General features: G+C 62.9%; 17 protein-coding genes. 9 read left to right on the top strand and 8 right to left on the bottom strand.

Annotated features, from left to right (window positions below; all coding sequences use genetic code 11):
- Positions 1-14: 14 nt before the first annotated feature.
- Both NF876_RS03340 and NF876_RS03335 read left to right on the top strand, forming a co-directional pair.
- Positions 15-680 (top strand): transmembrane anchor protein, encoded by a 666-nt coding sequence (locus NF876_RS03340; RefSeq protein WP_262267430.1) that lies wholly within the window; start codon positions 15-17, stop codon positions 678-680.
- A gap of 56 nt (positions 681-736) precedes the next feature.
- The gene (locus NF876_RS03335) at positions 737-967 is read left to right on the top strand and encodes a YqaA family protein (protein WP_262267429.1); all 231 of its coding nucleotides are present in this window, start codon (positions 737-739) and stop codon (positions 965-967) included.
- On the opposite strand, the gene NF876_RS03330 is transcribed toward NF876_RS03335, so the two are convergent.
- The 6 genes from NF876_RS03330 to NF876_RS03305 all read right to left on the bottom strand — a co-directional run bounded on the left by NF876_RS03330 (position 927) and on the right by NF876_RS03305 (position 9,718).
- Entirely contained in the window at positions 927-2,255 is a 1,329-nt protein-coding gene (locus NF876_RS03330; RefSeq protein ID WP_262267428.1) for an NAD(P)/FAD-dependent oxidoreductase, read from the bottom strand. The genes NF876_RS03335 and NF876_RS03330 overlap by 41 nt on opposite strands.
- A 147-nt stretch (positions 2,256-2,402) precedes the next feature.
- On the bottom strand, positions 2,403-3,533 hold the full coding sequence (gene argE / locus NF876_RS03325) for an acetylornithine deacetylase (RefSeq protein ID WP_262267427.1): 1,131 nt from the start codon (positions 3,531-3,533) through the stop codon (positions 2,403-2,405).
- A 338-nt stretch (positions 3,534-3,871) separates the two neighbouring features.
- Entirely contained in the window at positions 3,872-4,366 is a 495-nt protein-coding gene (locus tag NF876_RS03320; protein WP_262267426.1) for an Lrp/AsnC family transcriptional regulator, read from the bottom strand.
- A gap of 126 nt (positions 4,367-4,492) precedes the next feature.
- Complete coding sequence (locus NF876_RS03315; RefSeq protein ID WP_262267425.1) at positions 4,493-5,878, bottom strand: aminotransferase class III-fold pyridoxal phosphate-dependent enzyme; 1,386 nt, start codon at positions 5,876-5,878, stop codon at positions 4,493-4,495.
- A 36-nt stretch (positions 5,879-5,914) separates the two neighbouring features.
- On the bottom strand, positions 5,915-6,760 hold the full coding sequence (locus tag NF876_RS03310; protein ID WP_262267424.1) for a GNAT family N-acetyltransferase: 846 nt from the start codon (positions 6,758-6,760) through the stop codon (positions 5,915-5,917).
- A gap of 339 nt (positions 6,761-7,099) precedes the next feature.
- Positions 7,100-9,718: a heavy metal translocating P-type ATPase gene (locus NF876_RS03305; RefSeq protein ID WP_262267511.1), complete on the bottom strand. Its 2,619-nt coding sequence runs from the start codon at positions 9,716-9,718 to the stop codon at positions 7,100-7,102.
- A gap of 24 nt (positions 9,719-9,742) precedes the next feature.
- Between NF876_RS03305 and NF876_RS03300 the strand changes: the two genes are divergently transcribed.
- Positions 9,743-9,913, top strand: a complete 171-nt coding sequence (locus NF876_RS03300) for a hypothetical protein (protein ID WP_262267517.1) — start codon at positions 9,743-9,745, stop codon at positions 9,911-9,913.
- Positions 9,901-10,401, top strand: coding sequence for a MerR family transcriptional regulator (locus tag NF876_RS03295; RefSeq protein WP_315974991.1), 501 nt, complete (start codon positions 9,901-9,903; stop codon positions 10,399-10,401). Before NF876_RS03300 ends, NF876_RS03295 begins: the two co-directional genes overlap by 13 nt.
- Positions 10,402-10,515: 114 nt before the next feature.
- Here NF876_RS03295 and NF876_RS03290 read toward each other — a convergent pair whose 3' ends face one another.
- Entirely contained in the window at positions 10,516-10,776 is a 261-nt protein-coding gene (locus NF876_RS03290; RefSeq protein WP_262267423.1) for a heavy-metal-associated domain-containing protein, read from the bottom strand.
- Positions 10,777-10,961: 185 nt separating this feature from the next.
- Here NF876_RS03290 and NF876_RS03285 point away from each other — a divergent pair, with 185 nt between their 5' ends.
- From NF876_RS03285 to NF876_RS03270, 4 genes are all read left to right on the top strand, one after another.
- Positions 10,962-13,496 carry a heavy metal translocating P-type ATPase gene (locus NF876_RS03285; RefSeq protein ID WP_262267422.1) on the top strand — a complete coding sequence of 845 codons (2,535 nt, stop codon included), beginning with the start codon at positions 10,962-10,964 and terminating at the stop codon, positions 13,494-13,496.
- Between the two features lie 14 nt (positions 13,497-13,510).
- The gene (locus NF876_RS03280; protein WP_262267421.1) at positions 13,511-14,530 is read left to right on the top strand and encodes a 2Fe-2S iron-sulfur cluster-binding protein; all 1,020 of its coding nucleotides are present in this window, start codon (positions 13,511-13,513) and stop codon (positions 14,528-14,530) included.
- A gap of 22 nt (positions 14,531-14,552) precedes the next feature.
- The gene (gene cueR, locus NF876_RS03275) at positions 14,553-15,005 is read left to right on the top strand and encodes a Cu(I)-responsive transcriptional regulator (protein WP_262267420.1); all 453 of its coding nucleotides are present in this window, start codon (positions 14,553-14,555) and stop codon (positions 15,003-15,005) included.
- A 666-nt stretch (positions 15,006-15,671) separates the two neighbouring features.
- Complete coding sequence (locus NF876_RS03270) at positions 15,672-15,857, top strand: DUF1127 domain-containing protein (RefSeq protein ID WP_262267419.1); 186 nt, start codon at positions 15,672-15,674, stop codon at positions 15,855-15,857.
- Positions 15,858-15,980: 123 nt separating this feature from the next.
- Here the strand turns inward: NF876_RS03270 and NF876_RS03265 are convergent, their stop codons facing one another.
- The gene (locus NF876_RS03265; protein ID WP_262267418.1) at positions 15,981-17,435 is read right to left on the bottom strand and encodes an NAD-dependent succinate-semialdehyde dehydrogenase; all 1,455 of its coding nucleotides are present in this window, start codon (positions 17,433-17,435) and stop codon (positions 15,981-15,983) included.
- A gap of 160 nt (positions 17,436-17,595) precedes the next feature.
- Between NF876_RS03265 and NF876_RS03260 the strand changes: the two genes are divergently transcribed.
- Positions 17,596-18,495, top strand: coding sequence for a LysR substrate-binding domain-containing protein (locus tag NF876_RS03260; protein WP_262267417.1), 900 nt, complete (start codon positions 17,596-17,598; stop codon positions 18,493-18,495).
- The last annotated feature ends 59 nt before the right edge of the window (positions 18,496-18,554 follow it).

Here is an 18,554-nt window from a genome sequence, read left to right as displayed (position 1 = left end):
CAAGGAACCCACCGATGTACAACACCGACATGCCGACCCGCGCCCAGCTCCCGTCCTCGGCCCAGCTCGTGCGCTCCACCCTGATTGCCGCCGGCGTTGCCGCGGCCCTCTTGGTCACCGTCGTCCTGCCGTCCGAGTACGGCATCGATCCGACGGGCGTCGGACGGGCGCTCGGCCTCACCGAGATGGGTGAGATCAAGACGCAACTCGCCGAGGAAGCCGAAGCCGACCGGGCCAAGGATCAGGCGCCTTCGGCTCCCATGACACCGTCCACGCCGGCTCCGGAGCAGCGCTCCAGCCTGCTCGGCTCGATCTTCGCCCAGCTCTTCATCGGTTCCGCGCAGGCGCAGACCCCGGCCGCGGCCAAGTCGCAGGAGATCTCGGTCACCCTCCAGCCCGGCGAGGGCACCGAGGTGAAGGCCGACATGAAGCAGGGGGCCAAGCTGACCTACTCGTGGAAGGTCGAGGGCGGCACCGTCAACCACGACACCCACGGCGCAGGCCCGGGCGGCAAGGAGGTCTCCTACTCCAAGGGCCGTGGTGTTCCGGGCGACGAGGGCGAGCTCACGGCGGGTTTCGACGGCGGCCATGGCTGGTTCTGGCGCAACCGCGGCTCCGCCCCAGTCACGGTCAAGCTGACTGCGAGCGGCGACTTCGGCAGCCTCAAGCAGGCGAAGTAAGCGGGCTTCCCTGCGCGTCCCTTCCCGGGACGCGCAGGACTCCGTCGAGGATGCGTATGGAACATTGGCTTGAATACCTCGGCCTGGCCGGGGCCGCCTTCCTGTCAGCGACGATCTTCCCGTTCCAGTCGGAGGCGGTCCTGTTCGGCATGCTGATGGCCGAGCACTACGAGGTTTGGCCGCTGGTGCTCGCCGCGAGCGTCGGCAACATCCTGGGCTCATGCGTGAACTGGTTCCCGGGCCGCTTCAGAGGCCGCCCGGGGGACCAAGATCCGACTTGTCACTGAAACGGGAGTAGCGAAACGGTCGGGGATCGACCAGCGGCGTATCGCCGGAGATGAGATCGGCGGCGAGGTGACCTGCGGCCGGACCCAATCCAAAGCCGTGACCACTGAAGCCGGCAGCAACGAAGAACCCAGGCAATGATGGGACCTGCGATATCACCGGAGTGGCGTCGGGGGTGCTGTCGATCCATGCACCCCACGTTTCGGCGACCTCTACATTTGCAAGGGCCGGGTAGAGAGCTTTCGCACGGGCGAGAGTCAAATGGGCCATCTTTTTGTCTGGCGCAGGATCGAGCACACGAATGCGTTCGAAGGGGGAGACTTGATCGAAGCTCCAGCGGGCGATCGCCTCAGGCCCTTCGAAGAACGAACGCCCGATCCCGAAATGCAGCGCTTTCACATGCTTGCGGAACATCGGGATGAACTGAGGGGCATACCGCATTCCTTGTGGTGTGACCTCAAGGGTTCCCCGACCGCTGATCGCGATCGAGTACCCGCCATCCAGGCGCCGGGTGAAGGCGACCTCGGGCGTGTAGAGGCCTCCTTGGGCGATCTCGGTCGTTGGCTTAGTTCGAAGGATGGTCGTTCGTACGCCGGCCTGCGGCAGATCGACTCCATGCCGTCGGCAGAACATCGAGGCCCATGCGCCGCCCGCGCAGAGAACCGCGTTCGTCCGGATCAGCCCTTTTTCGGTGATGACGCCGGTGACCTTGCCGTTGGTAATATCCAATCCGCGAGCGGCGCAATCCTGTAAGACGACAGCCCCGTTACTGCGGGCGCCCTGTGCCAGAACCGGGGCTGCGAGTGACGGCTCTGCCTTTCCGTCAGTTGGGGAATAGACGCCCCCGATCCAGTTTGCTGAGCTTCCCGGTGTCATGGCCTTGGCTTCGGCCGCACTCAGCATCCTGGTATCGACGCCGAACTGACGTGCGACTGTTCTCCAGCGTTCCCATTGGGCGATGTTCTCGGGCAACGTCGTCGCGTAAACGAGACCGCTGCGACGGAAGCCCAGATCCTGGCCGATTTCCTCCCCCAACCGATCCCAAAGCTGCATCCCCCTCATGGCGAGCGGAAGTTCCCGGGGGTCACGGTTCTGCTGCCGGCACCATCCCCAGTTCCGGCTCGACTGCTCGCCACCAATCCAGCCTTTCTCGACGAGTGCGACAGTGAGCTTCCGCTTCGACAGGAAATATGCGGCGGCAGCGCCGATGATGCCTCCGCCAATCACGACGACATCAACTGTCTCGGGGATTTTTTCATCGCTGGGGATTCGGTGAACGAGAGGTGACATGACCTAATTTATCCTGGTATCCGATGCTGCGACGATATCACTACCGCCATTGTCGGCATGGTCCGCCAGTGCTTGCGGAGCCTCTTTCCGGTTCTCCAACAGGCTGCCTGCAGGGACAGTTCGACAGCTTCCTGGGTTGCGAGCGGGTCAACATAGGCGTTCCGCCAGCCTCTCGAGAACCGCCTGACACTCGGCCAACTCGCTTTCCAACATAAACTCATTGGCCCGATGTGCCCTCGCAATATCGCCAGGACCACAAACGACCGCAGGGATGCCAGCCTGCTGGTAAAGTCCGGCCTCCGTCCCGAAGCTGACGGCTCCTGCATTGGGCTTGCCGCTGATGCTCTCCGCCAACCCTACGAGTGGGTTATCGTCGCGCAGATCGAGGCCCGGATAGCTCGACAGGATCGTTGTCTCCACCTGGTAGCCTCCCTCGGTGACCAGGCGCCTGGCCGCTCGCTCGACAGGCCCGAACAGAGACATCGGATCAACACCCGGGATAACCCGGATCTCCATGTCCAATGTGCACTGCGCAGGGATGACGTTCACCACTGAGCCGCCGGAAATGACCCCCACCTGGAGCGTTGAGCATGGAGGCTCAAACATAGGATTGAACGGCCCTTCCTTTGTGTGACGCGCAGCCTCGTCTCGGATGCAGGCGATGATGTCGGCCATGCCGTGGATTGCATTCAATCCAAGCTCGGGTCTGGAGGAGTGCCCCGATCGCCCAGTAATGGAGAGGCGGGCCGCTATTTTGCCCTTGTGCCGCAGCACAGGTCGCATGTTTGTGGGCTCACCGACGATGCAGCCGGCCGGTGGAGCGCACAGCGAGGGCAGCCGCTCAATCAGGTGCGGCATGCCGCGGCACCCAGCCTCTTCATCGTAAGAGAATGCAAGATGGAGCGGCTTATCCAGACGCTTTTCCAGAAATGTGGGAACTGCAGCCAGCATGCAGGACACAAAGCCCTTCATGTCCACGGCCCCTCGTCCTATCAGCCGCTCGCCTTCTTGTTTGAGGGCAAACGGATCGCTCGTCCACGTGGCTTCCTGGGCGGGTACCACATCCGTATGCCCCGAGAGGACATAGCCGCCAGCAACAGAAGCATCGCCTATGGTGGCAAAGAGATTGAAGCGATCGCCTTCTGGGCCGGCGATGATGGTGGATGAGACATTGCGCTCGGCAAGCCAACCTCGAATAAAGTCGACGATTGAACTGTTGGCGGTTCCGACGACGGATGGGATGGCGACAAGCTGCGCGAGTATTTCCTTCGCATTCATCCAGACATCCTCCAGCGCGACGCGCCGTTGTGCGGGGTTGCCTCAGCGTAGTGTGTTCGTGCGGCAAACGATGCTGAAGTGTCGGCTATGAACGGTAGGATATGCTTCTGCGAGCACGTGGGGCGAGAAGTGCGTTCCTGCTGAGGCCCATTTGATCCCGTGCAGGGGCCCCTTAGAGACGCTCGGTGATACCAAGTCGCCGTGAAGGAGCGCCAGAAATCACCGGTGCCCCACGGCGCTCAGGGCAGATGGTGCCCCTGGGCCGCGGTGACGGGCAGGAGCGACCACGTTGGGATCCGAGTGCTTCCTGAGTATCCGGCTCCCGCGAGGAAGGCCGATTATTCCTCGGCGCTGAAGAGCGATGAAAGTGGATAGTATTGCTTAATGAACGGTGACTTGATCACGACATAGCTGAAGTACTTCTCGATCCCGATATTCATCTCCAGAAGCCGCTCGACAATTTCCTGATAGTGCACGACGCCCCGGGTGACGAATTTCAACATGTAGTCGTAGCCACCGCTCACAAGATGGCATTCAATGATTTCATCGACGCGTTGAATGGCTGCCTCGAAGGTGCTGAAGTCGGTATGACGGTGATCCTTCAGCGTGACCTCCGTGAAGACCATCAAGGCCCCACCGAGCTTCGCGAGGTTGAGCTGGGCATGATAGCCAGTGATAAACCCCGCTTGCTGCAATCGCTTCACCCGCATGAGGCATGGGCTCGGCGAAAGATGAACAGCTTCGGCGAGTTCCACGTTGGTGATCCGCCCGTTTTTCTGCAACTCCGCCAAGATCTTGATATCGATACGGTCGAGACCATGCGACGGAGGCATCCAGATACCTTTCAGTTATGGCACGCCAGACAGGAAACCCGTTTTTAGCCGGGGTTCCGGGTCTCGTCAAAGGGACGAAACCCGGACTGGCGCCATCTTCTGATAGGATCCTGGTCCTTTGCCGCCTCAGGCCGCCGCCTTGCGGATCTCGCTGACGCCAAGGAGGTCATCCAGGGTCTTTCTCGTCCGCTCCAAGAGAAGGGCGATGTCATCCTGCGAGCAGCAAAGCGGAGGCGCGAAGCCCAGGGTGCCATCGCCGAAGGCGCGAATGATCAGGCCGTTGGCATAGGCTGCGTCGAACAGCTTCTCGCCAACTTTGACCGAAGGATCGAACTTGGCCTTCGTATTCTTGTTGCTGACGATCTCCAGCGCCGCAAGCATGCCGCGCCCTCTGGCCTCACCGACAAGCGGGTGGGCCTCAAGAGTCTTCAACCCGGCGATAAGCGCCTCTCCAGACCGGCGGCCCTGCTCCATCAGTCCGCCTTCCGTGTAGAGCGCAATGGCCGCGAGTCCGGCAGCAGCGCTCACCGGGTGGCCGGAATAAGTAAATCCATGACCGACCGCCATGCCGCTCCGAGCGGAGGCATCCGCAATGACCGAATAGACGGACTCCCGCATCATCACCGCGCCCATGGGCAAATAGCCCGAGGTAAGGCCCTTGGCCATGGTCATCAGATCCGGCACGATGCCCTCGTGCTCGCAGGCGAAGATCGGGCCGGTTCGCCCGAAGCCGGTGATCACCTCGTCGGCCACGAAGAGGATGTCGAGCTCGGCGCAAAGATTGCGCATGGCCTTGACCCACCCTTCCGGCGGAACGATCACGCCGCCCGAACCTTGGATCGGCTCGCAGTAGAAGGCGGCCACCTTCTCGGGGCCTCCGAGCTCGGCGACCTTCGCCTTGAGCGCTTCCAGTGACGCCGCGATGATGGTCGGACCGTCGCTTCCGACCGGATTGCGGTAGGGATATGGCGAAGGGATGCGGTGCTGCCAGGCGAGCGGAACGTCGAAGCCGGCGTGGAAGAGCGGAAGCGCGGTCAATCCAGAGCCGGTCGACGATGAGCCGTGGTAACCTTGCTCAAGGGTAATGAACTGCTTCTTCTCCGGCTTGCCGAGTGCGTTGAAGTAGTACCGGATGAACCGGATCGTGGTGTCGACGGCGTCTGATCCGCCAAGAGTGAAATAGACGCGGTTGAGATCGCCTGGCGCCAACTCCGCCAGTCGCGCGGCAAGCCGGATCGGGGTTTCCGCGCCGAAGTGGAAATAGCCGGTTGCGTATTGAAGCTCCTGGAGCTGACGGTTGATGGCCTCGATGATGGTCGGCTGGCCGTAGCCGGCGTTCACGCACCACAGGCCGGCGAAGCCGTCGAGCAGCCGGTTGCCGGCGGCATCGCGCACGTAGGCGCCTTCGCCGGACGCAATGACGGTGACGCCACGCGCCTCATGCGCCCGGTAGGGCGCCACAGGATGAATGAGATGCTGGCGATCAAGTTCGACAAGAGAGTTGCTGAGCATGGGGTTTGACCTCTGCTGGAATGACGCTTGATGGGATCAGCCGAGCGCCTGGTTGATCAGGGAAAAGGCGCGCGGCCCGTTTTCTTCACGATGAGGCTTGTGTCCCCGCACCATGGTGACGACCTCGTCGACCTGCGGCAGGCCCTGCTCGGACAGCCATTCGCAGAGGCCGGTCTCCACCGGGACGTCCACTCGCAGGAACTCCGTATGGTGCTCGTTCAGGAAGGAGCCAATCAACGCCTTGGCGTCGTCAGTTCCCGTCGCGATCGTCGGGCCAATGACGTAGCCCCGGCCAAAGCGCCGGAAGAAGGAGAAGCCTTCTACCTGTCCGTCCCGCTCCAGCACCAAGCCCACAGCGCTTTCCATGAGGGCATCAAGGGCAGCCGCCCGATCCATGCCTGTCGCGCGAACATCAAGCCGATGAAGAGCGGGACGGTCGTCTTTGGCCAAAGGGCGCAGCCGGGACCCTGCAGGGACCAAGACGTCCTGCGGCTTGCTTCCGGCAATCTGATGCTGGCGCACGGCGCCGACCGCTTCAAAGCCCAGCTTCTCATAGAGCGGCAGGCCCACCTGCGTTGCGTTGAGGACGAGCGACCGTTCGCCCGCATCGGACAAGGCACGGTCCATGAGAACGCGGCCGATGCCGCGGCCCTGCAGTTCGGGCGAAACGATGATCATCCCCACGGTTGCGAATGCGTTACCCTGGGGCCACCAGCATCCGGTCCCACACAGACGACCGTCCTCGATGGCGCCGATGCCGGATCCGAGTTGCAGGACTAACTTCCAGTCTTCCAACCTGTGCGGCCACCCGACAGCCTTGGACAGCGCGTGGGCGTCTTCCAGGTCTGCAGGTCCAAGGGCGCGATAGATGAGGTTTGCCATATATCCGGGGCCTTTCTCCACATGAGGGTGGCTCCCCAGATGATACGAAACGGCTGAAAAACATTCTTCCGGAGTTCACGCGACAAAAGCATATTTCGTGTCGCCGCACCGGGGCCGCCGCATATTCTGCCAGGACTCGGGCCTTGAAAGTCAGTTGATGGGGGGCGAGGGCCTCATAAAGGCCCCAGGGCGAACCGGGGGTTGAATCGGTGACCTGCTGCGGCCCCGTTCGCCCGGCGCGGCAAGCCTCAACGCCTCGGACTGTGTTTCAGGAGGAGCGGTCGCCGCGTTGGAGCCCCAGCGCATGCGCTGGGACCCTGATCTTCGCGCAACCAAGGATCACGCCGTCTTGAGCGCTACCTGCACCTGCGGCGGCTCGGCGGGAGTTTTCTCCCGCCATGTACCAAAGAAGCCGAGGAGGCGCAGGGCGTTCAAGGTGACGAGAACCGTTCCGCCGGTATCCGCCACGATCGCCATCCAGAGCCCGGTTGTCCCAGTCACGGTCGTCACCAGGAAGATCGTCTTCAGACCCAGAGCGATGCCAATATTCTGGCGGATATTGGCCATCGTGGCCCGGGAGAGGCGGACGAGGGTAGCAATGTCGGTGACACGGTTCCGCAACAAGGCGGCATCCGCAGCCTCCAGGGCCACATCAGTCCCAGAGCCCATGGCGACGCCAACGTGAGCGGCCGCAAGGGCAGGAGCATCATTGATGCCGTCGCCCACCATCACAACATGCCGGCTCTGCGCGATCTTGCGGACCGTCTCGGACTTGTCGCTGGGCATCATCTCGGCCTGGACGTTCACGCCAAGGGTGCGGCCGATAGCCTGACCCGTGCGGATGTTGTCGCCGGTCAGCATGAGAACGTCGACGCCAAGGCCCTGGAGTTCAGCGAGGCCTTTCTGTGCATCAGCACGAGGTTCGTCACGGAAGGCAAGAAGGCCAGTGACTGCGCGCCCCTTCACGACGGCTGCGACGGTCTTGCCCTGCTGTTCCAGGTCGGAGATGCGTCGAGCCAAGGCATCATCAACGGAGGCGCGCTCGGCTGCAAAGCGCGGCGCTCCGATGAAAACGGTTTCGGTTCCGACGGAGCCCTCCATGCCTCGGCCCGGCAGGGCGCGGACATTGGCGGCGTCGACGAGCAAGATCCCATCCTTCTCAGCCCGTGCCGTGACGGCTTGGGCGAGGGGGTGGCTGGACTCGCGCTCGATAGCTCCCGCGAGGGCGAGAAGTTCGGTTTCCGTAGAGCCCACAGGCACCACGTCTGTCACGAACGGGCGGCCCAGAGTCAGGGTGCCCGTCTTGTCAAAGGCGACGACCTGGGCCTTGGCAAGGCTTTCCACAACGGCGCCGCCCTTCACGAGCAGGCCATGGCGGGCTGCAGTCGAGAGGCTCGACGCGATCGCGGCCGGCACCGAGATGACCAGGGCGCATGGGCACCCGATCAGCAGCAGAGTAAGGCCGCGATAGATCCAGGTCGCCCAGTCGCCATCGAGAAGCAGGGGAGGGGCTATGGCCACGAGGGCGGCGAGCCCGACGATCAAAGGCATGTAGATCCGGGAGAACTTGTCGATGAACCGCTCGGTCGGCGCTTTCGATTCCTGAGCCTCTTCAACAAGAGCGATGATGCGCGAGATCATATTGTCCTGCGCCGTGCGCTCCACCCGCACGCGAATCGCCGCGTCGTGATTGATCGAGCCGGAGAAAATCTCGGCGCCCGGCTCCTTGAGCTTCGGTACCGACTCGCCGGTAATGGGCGATTCGTCCACGCTCGAGATGCCGTCGATCACCTTGCCGTCCGCCGGCACCCGATCGCCCGGCCGCACCAGGACAATCTGACCGATCCGCAGAGCCTCTGCGGAGACCTCGCGCAGCTGACCCGCATCGTCGACGACGGCGGTCTTGGGCACAAGAGCGCCAAGCGCTTTGATGCCCGCTCGAGCCTTGTTGGCGGCGACGCCTTCAAGCACTTCGCCGACGGCAAAGAGGAACACGACGATGGCGGCCTCTTCCGCTGCGCCGATGAACAGAGCTCCAATGGCAGCGATGGTCAGCAGCATTTGGATCGTGAAGGGAGCGCCAGCCAAGGCCGCCATAACAGCGCGCTTGGCAACGGAGGCGGCGGCAACGACGGTCGCGAGAATGAAGACCCAATAAGAGGCCTGGGGCACCACCACGCTTGCACCATAGGCCAGCACAACCAGCAAACCCGAGGTCGCAGCGACTTGAGCCTTTGGAGTTTGCCACCAGCGCGGAGCGGGCTTTTCCTTGTCCTTCGGAGCGATGGATTTGACCGGAGCCGAACCGGTGCGCAGGAGGCTTGGCTGGTAGCCTAAGTTTCGGATCTGGCTCTCAATGTCGGCACTCTTCGTTTGGGTTTGGTCGAGCACCACGGACAAGGTTTCGTTGGTGATGGAAACCTTGAGGCCGGAGACGCCCGGCAGACGCTCCAGGGCTGTGCGGATCGTGGCGGCGCAGCTGCCGCAATCCATGCCGCCGACCTTCCAGACCTGTGCATCCGCAGAGGGCGCTTGATCGTGAGCATGCTCATGTGCGGCATGGTGGTCGTGCCCGCACGCCCCATGGTCATGACCATGTTGGTGGTGGCCATGATCGTGATGGGTATGGTCGGGCTTGCGATGTCCGTGATCATGATGGTGGCTGTGCGCATGATGATCGTGGCCGCACGTCGAATGGTCGTGGTGATCGTGGCCGTGAACGGCATGAGTCACAGCCGACGGAGCCGCCTTCTTGGTCTGCAAGCGGCTCGGAACATAGCCAAGCTTGGACACGCGCTTTTCGATCTCGGCGGCTTTGGTCTTTGTCTCGTCGAGGACCAGCGTCAACGTCTCATTTGTGACGGACAAGGAAATCCCGGAGACACCCGGTAGGCGCTCGATCGCGGTGCGGATTGTCGCCGCGCAGCTGCCGCAATCCATTCCCTCAACCTTCCACATCGCAGAAGCCGCGGCGAGAGCGACATGCTCCTTCTGATGGGCGTGGCCGCGATGGTCATGATGCTCGTGGTGATCATGGCCGCAGCACGCGCCGTCGGCATGATCATGCGTGTGAGCGGCGTAATCGTGAGGGGTTTTCATCCGATACCTCATGAATGCGATTGGTTGCGGGTTGACATCGGATGCCCAACCTAATTCCTCTAGTAACTTCAGGTTCAAGAGGGAATTTCATGCCGGAGCGAACTTTTTCAATCGGCCATGTCTCATCGGTGACCGGGTGCAAGGTGGAAACGATCCGTTTCTATGAAGGCATCGGCCTGCTGCCTGAACCTGAGCGCACGCAAGGCAACCAGCGCCGCTATCTTACCAGGCATATCGAGCGCCTGAGGTTCATCCTCCATGCGCGAGAACTTGGCTTGGCTGTCGAGGCGATTCGGCAGCTCATCTCATTGAGCGAAAATCCTGCTGCACCCTGCGAGCAGGTGGACGAGATCGCGCGTCAACAGCTCCTGTTGGTTCGGTCCAAAATCGCCCGGCTGACCCAGTTGGCGGACGAGTTGGAGCGCATCGTGGCAAGCTGCAGCGGAGAGCGGATCGCGGATTGCCGGGTCATGGAGGTGCTGGCCGAACACAGCCACTGCGATCATGGGGACGGAGGCGGCAAGGTTCGGTCCCGGGCATAAAAAAGCTGCAGGCCAAAGCCTGCAGCAAGTGACCCGAGTGGGTCTCAGAGGACCACATCGCTCCGCACGGTCAGGGATCTGCCCCCTGATACGCGGAGCGTTGGGGTAGTGTAATCAGGCGTGAGCCGGGGTCGGGGTGTAGCCGGCAACCGTAATGATGTTGCTGATCTGGGCCAGATCGGCAGCGCCCTCGACAGAGACGAGGCGGGCTTCCGGATCGGCCGTCACCTTGGTGCCCGGAATCGAGCTCTCGATGGCGCTCTTGATCGTGCCAGCGCAGTGGCCGCAGGTCATGTCTTCAACCCGGACGGACAGGCCGGCGCCAGTCGCGGCCGTGGAAACTTGGTCGTTGGAATGCTGGTGGCTGCTGCACATGGGACTACTCCTTTGCAAGGGCGATGCCGGGACACTGCAGGTTTCCCACATGGGAAGGTCAAGGGCTTTTTCGGCGGTGGAGGCTGAAACTTTCGGGGCGCCAAATTTCGTCCGATCGCCGCTTGACCTTCCCCTGGTGGGAAGCTTTATGGATATGTCCGTCTCGTGATCAAAGGATTATTCCCGTGGCGGACAAGCTGTCATCCCTCACTGCCTCGACCTCGCAAACCCTCGGCATCCCTATCTCGGGAATGACCTGCGCCTCTTGCGTGGGACGCGTCGAAAAAGCTATCCGCGCCGTCGAGGGCGTCCAGAGCGTTGCGGTTAACCTCGCCACTGAGCGGGCCCAAGTGACCGCTGCCCCAGGCACCAAGCCCGAGGCAGTTCTGAATGCCATCCGGAACGCAGGTTATGAACCGCGCGAGGAGAATGCTGACCTATCGGTTCAGGGGATGTCCTGCGCATCCTGCGTCGGGCGTGTCGAGCGCGCGCTGAAGGCGGTGCCGGGCGTGCTGGACGCATCCGTCAATCTCGCGACCGAGCGGGCGCATGTCCGCTACGCGGGCGGAACTGACGTGATGGCCGCTGTCCTTGCCGCGGCCGAGAAGGCCGGTTACCCCGCCGAGCCGGTCCGCACCGACGCCGCTCAAGGCGACCGGGAGCAGGAAGCCCGCGCGGCCGAGATCAAGCGGTTGCAGCGCTCTCTCATCATTGCCGCCATCGCGACCCTCCCGCTGCTTGTCTTCGAAATGGGCATGCATCTGTTTGAAGACCTGCACCATTTCCTGGCTGCTCACATCCGCGAAGACAATATCAAGCTCATTTGCTTCGTCCTCGCCACGGTCGTTCAGTTCGGTCCCGGACGCATCTTCTATGTGAAGGGTTGGCCCGCTCTCCTGCGTGGGGCTCCGGATATGAACTCCCTGGTCATGCTCGGCACCACCACCGCCTATGGCTACTCGGTGGTCTCAACCTTCGCACCCTCCGTGCTGCCAATCGGCATGGACTACACCTACTACGAAGCTGGAGCGGTGATCGTCACCCTGATTCTGCTCGGGCGCTTCTTCGAAGCGCGGGCGAAGGGCCGTACGGGCGATGCCATCCGGCGTCTCATGACCCTGCAGGCCAAGACCGCGCGGGTGATCAAGGATGGCCGGGAGCAGGACGTGCCGGTCGATGTCGTTCGTGTCGGCGACATCGTGGTGGTTCGCCCGGGAGAGCGCGTGCCCGTGGATGGCGAAGTGATCTCCGGCTCCTCTTTCGTCGACGAGTCCATGATCACCGGTGAGCCCATCCCGGCTCAGAAGGATGTCGGCGCCAGCGTCGTCGGCGGCACGGTCAATAAGACCGGCGCATTCCAGTTCCGAGCCGCGAAGGTGGGCAGCGATACGGTGCTGGCCCAGATCGTGCGCACCGTTGAGGCCGCCCAAGGCGCCAAGCTGCCGATCCAGGCTATCGTCGACAAGGTGACGATGTGGTTCGTCCCGGTGGTCATAGCGCTGGCCGTTGTCACATTCCTGGTCTGGCTCGCCTTCGGTCCCGAGCCGGCTCTCAGCTTCGCGCTGGTCAACGCGGTGGCCGTGCTGATCATCGCCTGCCCCTGCGCCATGGGCTTGGCGACGCCGACCTCGATCATGGTGGGGACCGGTAAGGCTGCGGAGCTGGGCATCCTGTTCCGCCGGGGCGAGGCCCTGCAGGCCCTGCGCAACACGAAAGTCATCGCCCTCGACAAGACCGGAACCCTCACCAAGGGTCGTCCGGAGCTCACGGACCTCCAGGCGGCCGCTGGCTTCGCCGAGGACGACGTGCTGACCCTTGTGGCCTCCGTGGAGACCCGCTCCGAGCATCCCATTGCCGAGGCGATCGTCGCCGAGGCCCACCGGCGCGGCCTTGCTCTCGTCGAGCCCGAGGCTTTCGAGGGCAAACCCGGGTTCGGTGTCGTGGCGAATGTCGGCGGACGCGAGGTGGTGGTCGGCGCGGATCGGCTCATGGCTCAGCGCGGGCACGACCTCAGCATCTTTGCCGCAACGGCTGAGCGTTTGGCCGGGCACGGCAAGTCGCCTCTCTACGCGGCTGTGGACGGGCGCCTCGCCGCCATCATCGCCGTGTCCGATCCCATCAAGGAAACCACCCCGGCGGCCCTTGAGGCGCTTCGCGGGCTTGGGCTGCGGATCGTCATGATCACCGGCGACAACCGCCGCACGGCTGATGCGATCGCACGGACCCTGGGTGTGGACGAAGTCGTCGCCGAGGTGCTGCCGACCGACAAAGCTGATGTGGTCAAGCGCTTGCAGAGCGGCGGCGCGGCGGTGGCCTTCGTGGGCGACGGCATCAACGATGCGCCTGCGCTCGCTCAGGCCGATGTGGGCCTTGCCATCGGCACCGGCACCGACATCGCCATTGAAAGTGCGGATGTGGTGCTCATGTCGGGCGACCTGCGCAACGTGCCGAACGCCATCGCCCTTTCACAGGCGACAATCCGCAACATCGCGCAGAACCTGTTCTGGGCTTTCGGCTACAACGCCGTGCTGATCCCTGTGGCCGCGGGAGCGCTCTATCCCACGTTCGGGATCCTGCTCTCCCCGATGGTGGCCGGCCTGGCCATGGCGCTCTCCAGCGTGAGTGTGCTCGGTAACGCCCTGCGCCTGCGCAGCTTCTCCCCGCCCGTGAAGACCGGGGAGGAGCGGCGGACGGTCCTGCGCCCGATGCCGGCCGAGTAAGGGGCAAGATCGTCATGAGTTTCACCGTCACCGTCGCGAACACCTCCTCAACGTTGGAGGTTGCTGAGGACACCACGATCATCCAGGCCGCCGTAGCCTCCGGTGTCGCCTATCCGTACGGATGCCAGGTTGGCCGCTGCGGGACTTGCAAGTCCCGCCTTATCGAGGGCGAGGTTGATCTCCTTCCGCATACCCCGTTCTCCCTGACGGAGAAGGACAAACAATCAGGCTTTATTCTCGCCTGCCGAGCCCGACCGCGCTCCGACTGCACCGTTGCCTGGCTCGGAAGTGACACGGCCAACCATCCCCTGCGCCAGGAGGTGGGACGGGTGATCTCTCTGGAGCGCGCAGCGCCGGACATCACAATCGTCCGGATCCAGCTCGAGTCAGAAGCGTCGCTCCAGTTCTCCGCAGGACAGTACGCTGAGTTGACGTTCCCGGGCTGTCCGCCACGGCACTACTCCATGGCCAGCCAGCCGGGCTCGGACACGCTCGAGTTCCACATCCGGCATGTTCCGGATGGTTCAGCCAGCAGCTACGTGGCTCGAGACCTGACGGCGGGCGATCCGGTCCTCCTGCGCGGCCCTATCGGCACGGCTCATCTGCGTCCGCGCCAGACTGGGCCCATTGTCGCGGTGGCCGGCGGGTCGGGGTTGGCACCGATCCTGTCGATCCTTGGGGCGGCCGCCTCCCTCCGGCTGAGCCAACCCATCCGTCTGTATTTTGCAGCCCGGACAAGAGAGGACCTCTATCGGGAGCAGCAGATCCGAGCCCTGACAGAGAGTCACCCGAACATCGTCTATACGCCGGTCGTAGCCAACGAGGGCGAGGGCGGAAACCGGGAGCGCCTGCGGCGGATCCTCGAGCAGGAGCTGGCAGACCTCCGCGGGTGGCTCGCGTACCTCGCCGGTTCGCCGCAACTGGTGGACGGGGTCACGGAAATCCTCGTGCGCCAAGGGCTCGCCCCTGAGCACTGCCATGCCGATGCCTTCTTCACAGCGGCCGAGAAGGCAAGCATTCTAGAAGCTTCCTAATGTCTGATGACGAGTGTAGGCGATGAACATCGGTGAAGCAGCACAAGCCTCTGGCGTATCGGCCAAGATGGTGCGGTATTATGAGAGGATCGGGCTCATCCGTCCCGCGACGCGGACGGAGAGCGGCTACAGGGTCTACGGCGATGAGGATGTCCATACCCTGCGGTTCATCCGGCGATCGCGAGGCCTAGGCTTCTCGATAGAGGAGACGGCAGAGCTATTGGCCCTCTGGCGCGACAGGGAGCGCGCGAGCGCGGACGTGAAGTCCTTTGCACTTAAGCATGTGAGGGATCTGGAGGCCAAGATCGAGTCCCTGCAGTCCATGTGCCGGACGCTCCGGCATCTGGCAGGCAACTGCCACGGCGATAGCCGGCCCGATTGTCCGATCCTGGACGACATCGCAGCCTTCGGGCCCGGCGATAAGAAAGAGGCGAAACGCACGAAGGCCATGCCAACCTGCAACCATTCGCACTGATACGCCAATTGCTGTTCGCGAACGGCAGGAGGCGCTTGGGCGGCCCCTCCTGTTGAAGACCTGAGAACCCTCACGAAGGTCCCGCAAGGTGATGTCGAGCCGCGTGCAGCGGCGATCCTCCCAGGGCCAGACGCGCACTCGATAGAATATCGTTTCACACCGAGCCCTCCGGTTCTCTGCTGCGCTCGACATAAACTCTCTCGGCGGACTGTTGCTTTAGGCTGCAGCGGAAGAATCCCGCGACAGGGTTCAGGTCTGTCCGACCGCGTCAGTGACCGTTTCACTGCGACAAAGACAATCGGGACAGGGCATTCTCCCGCGGCGCAGACCATGCATGAACCCGCTCAACGGGCATCATCCGCAGATGTAACGGACGTGGCAGGGTCTGGCTTGGACGCGGCGGCACCACGGACGTAGACCCTTGCTACCCTACAGGTTCCCGATCTGGTGAAAATATGGGCGGTTTTTGCCGATGTGCCTAAATTGTTCAAGCCATGTGCTGCTTGCATAAGCAAGCCGCATCCTGGACGCTTCTTTTTTGCACCGCAGCGAGTAGATGTCTGTTCAACAATTCATTGGTCCTGATCGGCAGATCCGAACCCCTTACCCGGTGTTCCGGCAAGGTCCGCCGCAGGTTATGCAGCGTTATCAAAGGCAGCAGACATCATGTTTCTTTCGGTCATCCTCGGCAGGATCCGCACCTCGGCCAAGCGCTGGAAGGCAGCTCGCGAATTGCGCAGCCTCAACTGCCGTGAGCTCTCGGAACTCGGTCTGACCCGGGGGAGCTCTCAGACCTACGCCGGAGGTGCTGCATGGAAGAGCCTGCAGCAGATCGTGCTGGAAAGCCGCTAATCCGGCACCTTGGGTTCGGGTTCCGCCGAGCCCGTATGTAATAGAGTTCTCAGCAACGAACGGGAGGCTGATCCGCCATCAGCCTCCCATTTTATTTCTGGGCCTTCGAAAGGGTGCGGCGGCCTATGAGATACCGCCGATGTGAAAAGTCTTCGTCGCCAGATACTCCTCGATCCCAAGGTGGGACCCTTCGCGGCCAATGCCCGACTGCTTGATTCCTCCGAACGGGGCAACCTCCATCGACACGGAGCCCGTGTTGAGCCCGACCATACCGACCTCAATGCGTTCGGCGACGCGCCAGGAGCGGTTGAGATCGTTGGTGTAGAAGTAGGAGGCGAGGCCATAGGGCGTGTTGTTGGCCATGCGGATCGCCTCGTCCTCCGTCTCGAAGCGGAACAGCGGCGCAACAGGCCCGAAGGTTTCCTCCTGCGCCAGCCTCATGTCCCATCCGGCGTCCGTGAGGACAGTGGGCTCGAAGAACCGGCCGCCGAGCGGATGACCCCTGCCGCCGACCACGGCGCGCGCTCCCTTGTCGAGCGCATCCGTGACATGCTCCCGCACCTTGGTCACCGCCGCACCGTTGATCAGCGGACCAATCGTGGCATCGCTGCTCAGGCCGTTTCCAACCCGAAGCGCCTTGACCGCTTCGCTGACCCGCCCGGCGAAGGCATCATAAATCTTGGCATGAACGAGAACCCGGTTTGCGCAGACGCAGGTTTGGCCCCCGTTCCTGAACTTGCTAGTCATCAGGCCGGCCACCGCCGCATCCAGATTAGCATCTTCGAACACGATGAAGGCGGCATTGCCACCGAGTTCCAGGCTCACACGCTGGATGTTGTTCGCAGCCTGCTCCATCAGCAGTCGGCCAACCTTGGTTGACCCAGTAAACGAGATCTTGCGCACCGTCGGATTGCCCGTCAGCTCCGCACCGATCTCCTGCGGCATGCCGGTGACGACGTTAAAGACGCCGGCCGGAATGCCTGCCCGCTCAGCCAGGGCCGCAAGAGCCAGGGCCGAGAAGGGCGTCAGCTCCGACGGTTTCACGATGATGCTGCAGCCCGCCGCTAAGGCGGGCGCGCACTTACGCGTGATCATCGCATTGGGGAAATTCCACGGCGTGATCGCGGCGCATACGCCCACCGGCTGTTTGAGCATGATGATGCGGCGGTCGGCTGTGGGGGCCGGGATGGTTTCGCCATAGACGCGCCGCGCCTCCTCAGCAAACCAGCGCACGAAGCTGGCGCCGTACTGGATCTCACCGCGCGCCTCGGAGAAGGGCTTGCCCTGCTCCAGGGTCATGATCGCGGCCAGCTCCTCGACATTGTCCAGGATGAGCTGGTTCCAGCGCAACAGCAGGTCGGCTCGCTCCGCCGCACTCGTTGCCCTCCACCGGTCTAAGGCCTCCTCGGCAGCACGGATGGCATCGCGCGTGTCCACGCCGGCAAGGTCGGGAACATGCCCGATGATCTCGCCCGTGGCGGGGTTGTCGACGGGGATCGTCCGGCCTGATTTTGCTGAGATCCACTGTCCGCCGACATAGGCCTGGGTTCGGAATAGGGGTGTATGAGTGATATCCATGTCGTTCCCGCTCCTCAAGGTTTGTCCATGCTACCGAGGTCGGACGAAAGAGGATTCTTAATTTGATCGCACGACAGTAGGAACACGAGGAAATCGACGTCACTTCAGCAGATTCAGCAACGGCCAAGACGCGATCATGCCGTGACCGGGTGCAATATTCATGAACAACAGGACGACCATTCAATCACGGCAGGTCGAGGCATTCCGAGCGGTCATGCTCACCGGCAGTATGACGGCCGCGGCTGACATGCTCTACATCACTCAGTCCGCCGTCAGTCGCCTCATCCGGGATTTCGAGGCCCATCTTGCCCTGCGGCTCTTCGAGAGGCGTGGATATCAGGTCATCCCCACGCCCGACGCCGTTACGCTCCTCGCGGAGGTTGAACGATCCTTTGTTGGCCTTTCGCGAATTGCGGACATGGCCAAGGCGATCAAAACAAACCAGGCCGGATCGTTGCGCATCGCTGCCATGCCCGTCCTGATGAGCGGCGCGCTGCCTCGCTTCGTCGCCGCGTTCATGCGCGACAGACCGAATGTGCACGTCTCTCTCGTCGGCCTGCCCTCTCACCTCGTCGTTGAAGCCGTGACGGCAGGCCAGGTGGATCTCGGATATGCGGACAAGCCGATCGAGCAGCCGCTTCTCGACATTGAGAGCTTCGAGGCGGCGGCGGTCGTGATCATGCCCGAGCATCACAGACTTGCGGCACAGGAGAGTGTTGCGCCCGCCGATCTTACCGGCGAGGCCCTGATTAGCGTCTCGACGAGAACGCTGTTCCGGTCGCGTATCGATGCGGCTCTCGCCGACGTCGCCCATCGCATCGTCGCGGAGGCGACGCTCGCGCAGATCGCCTGCCTGTTGGTGAGCGAGGGGGCGGGCCTCAGCATCGTCAGCCCGTACGCGGCCGAGGAATTTCTCGGGCGGGGGCTGGTGGCGCGGCCGTTCACCACACGGATCGAGGCGGGTTTCATCTCCCTCCGCTCGCAGCAGCGTCCGGCCTCGGCCCTCGCCAGCACCTTCCAAGCCGGGTTCGCAGCCCATGCCCGCCGATGGCGGTCCTAGGAGAGAAATTGCCGGCCATCACATTCGCGCATGCATGCAGAAGCAAATGAAAATTGACG

Source organism: Microvirga yunnanensis (genome assembly GCF_025460875.1).
This window is presented reverse-complemented; position numbering and strand designations above follow the sequence as displayed.

Excerpts from the sequence above, each read along its gene's own strand:
- NF876_RS03340 (WP_262267430.1), top strand. The coding sequence starts at position 15 with ATGTACAACACCGACATGCCGACCCGCGCCCAGCTCCCGTCCTCGGCC.
- NF876_RS03335 (WP_262267429.1), top strand. The coding sequence starts at position 737 with ATGGAACATTGGCTTGAATACCTCGGCCTGGCCGGGGCCGCCTTCCTG.
- NF876_RS03330 (WP_262267428.1), bottom strand. The coding sequence starts at position 2,255 with ATGTCACCTCTCGTTCACCGAATCCCCAGCGATGAAAAAATCCCCGAG.
- argE (WP_262267427.1), bottom strand. The coding sequence starts at position 3,533 with ATGAATGCGAAGGAAATACTCGCGCAGCTTGTCGCCATCCCATCCGTC.
- NF876_RS03320 (WP_262267426.1), bottom strand. The coding sequence starts at position 4,366 with ATGCCTCCGTCGCATGGTCTCGACCGTATCGATATCAAGATCTTGGCG.
- NF876_RS03315 (WP_262267425.1), bottom strand. The coding sequence starts at position 5,878 with ATGCTCAGCAACTCTCTTGTCGAACTTGATCGCCAGCATCTCATTCAT.
- NF876_RS03310 (WP_262267424.1), bottom strand. The coding sequence starts at position 6,760 with ATGGCAAACCTCATCTATCGCGCCCTTGGACCTGCAGACCTGGAAGAC.
- NF876_RS03305 (WP_262267511.1), bottom strand. The coding sequence starts at position 9,718 with ATGTGGAAGGTTGAGGGAATGGATTGCGGCAGCTGCGCGGCGACAATC.
- NF876_RS03300 (WP_262267517.1), top strand. The coding sequence starts at position 9,743 with ATGCTCCTTCTGATGGGCGTGGCCGCGATGGTCATGATGCTCGTGGTG.
- NF876_RS03295 (WP_315974991.1), top strand. The coding sequence starts at position 9,901 with ATGCCCAACCTAATTCCTCTAGTAACTTCAGGTTCAAGAGGGAATTTC.
- NF876_RS03290 (WP_262267423.1), bottom strand. The coding sequence starts at position 10,776 with ATGTGCAGCAGCCACCAGCATTCCAACGACCAAGTTTCCACGGCCGCG.
- NF876_RS03280 (WP_262267421.1), top strand. The coding sequence starts at position 13,511 with ATGAGTTTCACCGTCACCGTCGCGAACACCTCCTCAACGTTGGAGGTT.
- cueR (WP_262267420.1), top strand. The coding sequence starts at position 14,553 with ATGAACATCGGTGAAGCAGCACAAGCCTCTGGCGTATCGGCCAAGATG.
- NF876_RS03270 (WP_262267419.1), top strand. The coding sequence starts at position 15,672 with ATGTTTCTTTCGGTCATCCTCGGCAGGATCCGCACCTCGGCCAAGCGC.
- NF876_RS03265 (WP_262267418.1), bottom strand. The coding sequence starts at position 17,435 with ATGGATATCACTCATACACCCCTATTCCGAACCCAGGCCTATGTCGGC.
- NF876_RS03260 (WP_262267417.1), top strand. The coding sequence starts at position 17,596 with ATGAACAACAGGACGACCATTCAATCACGGCAGGTCGAGGCATTCCGA.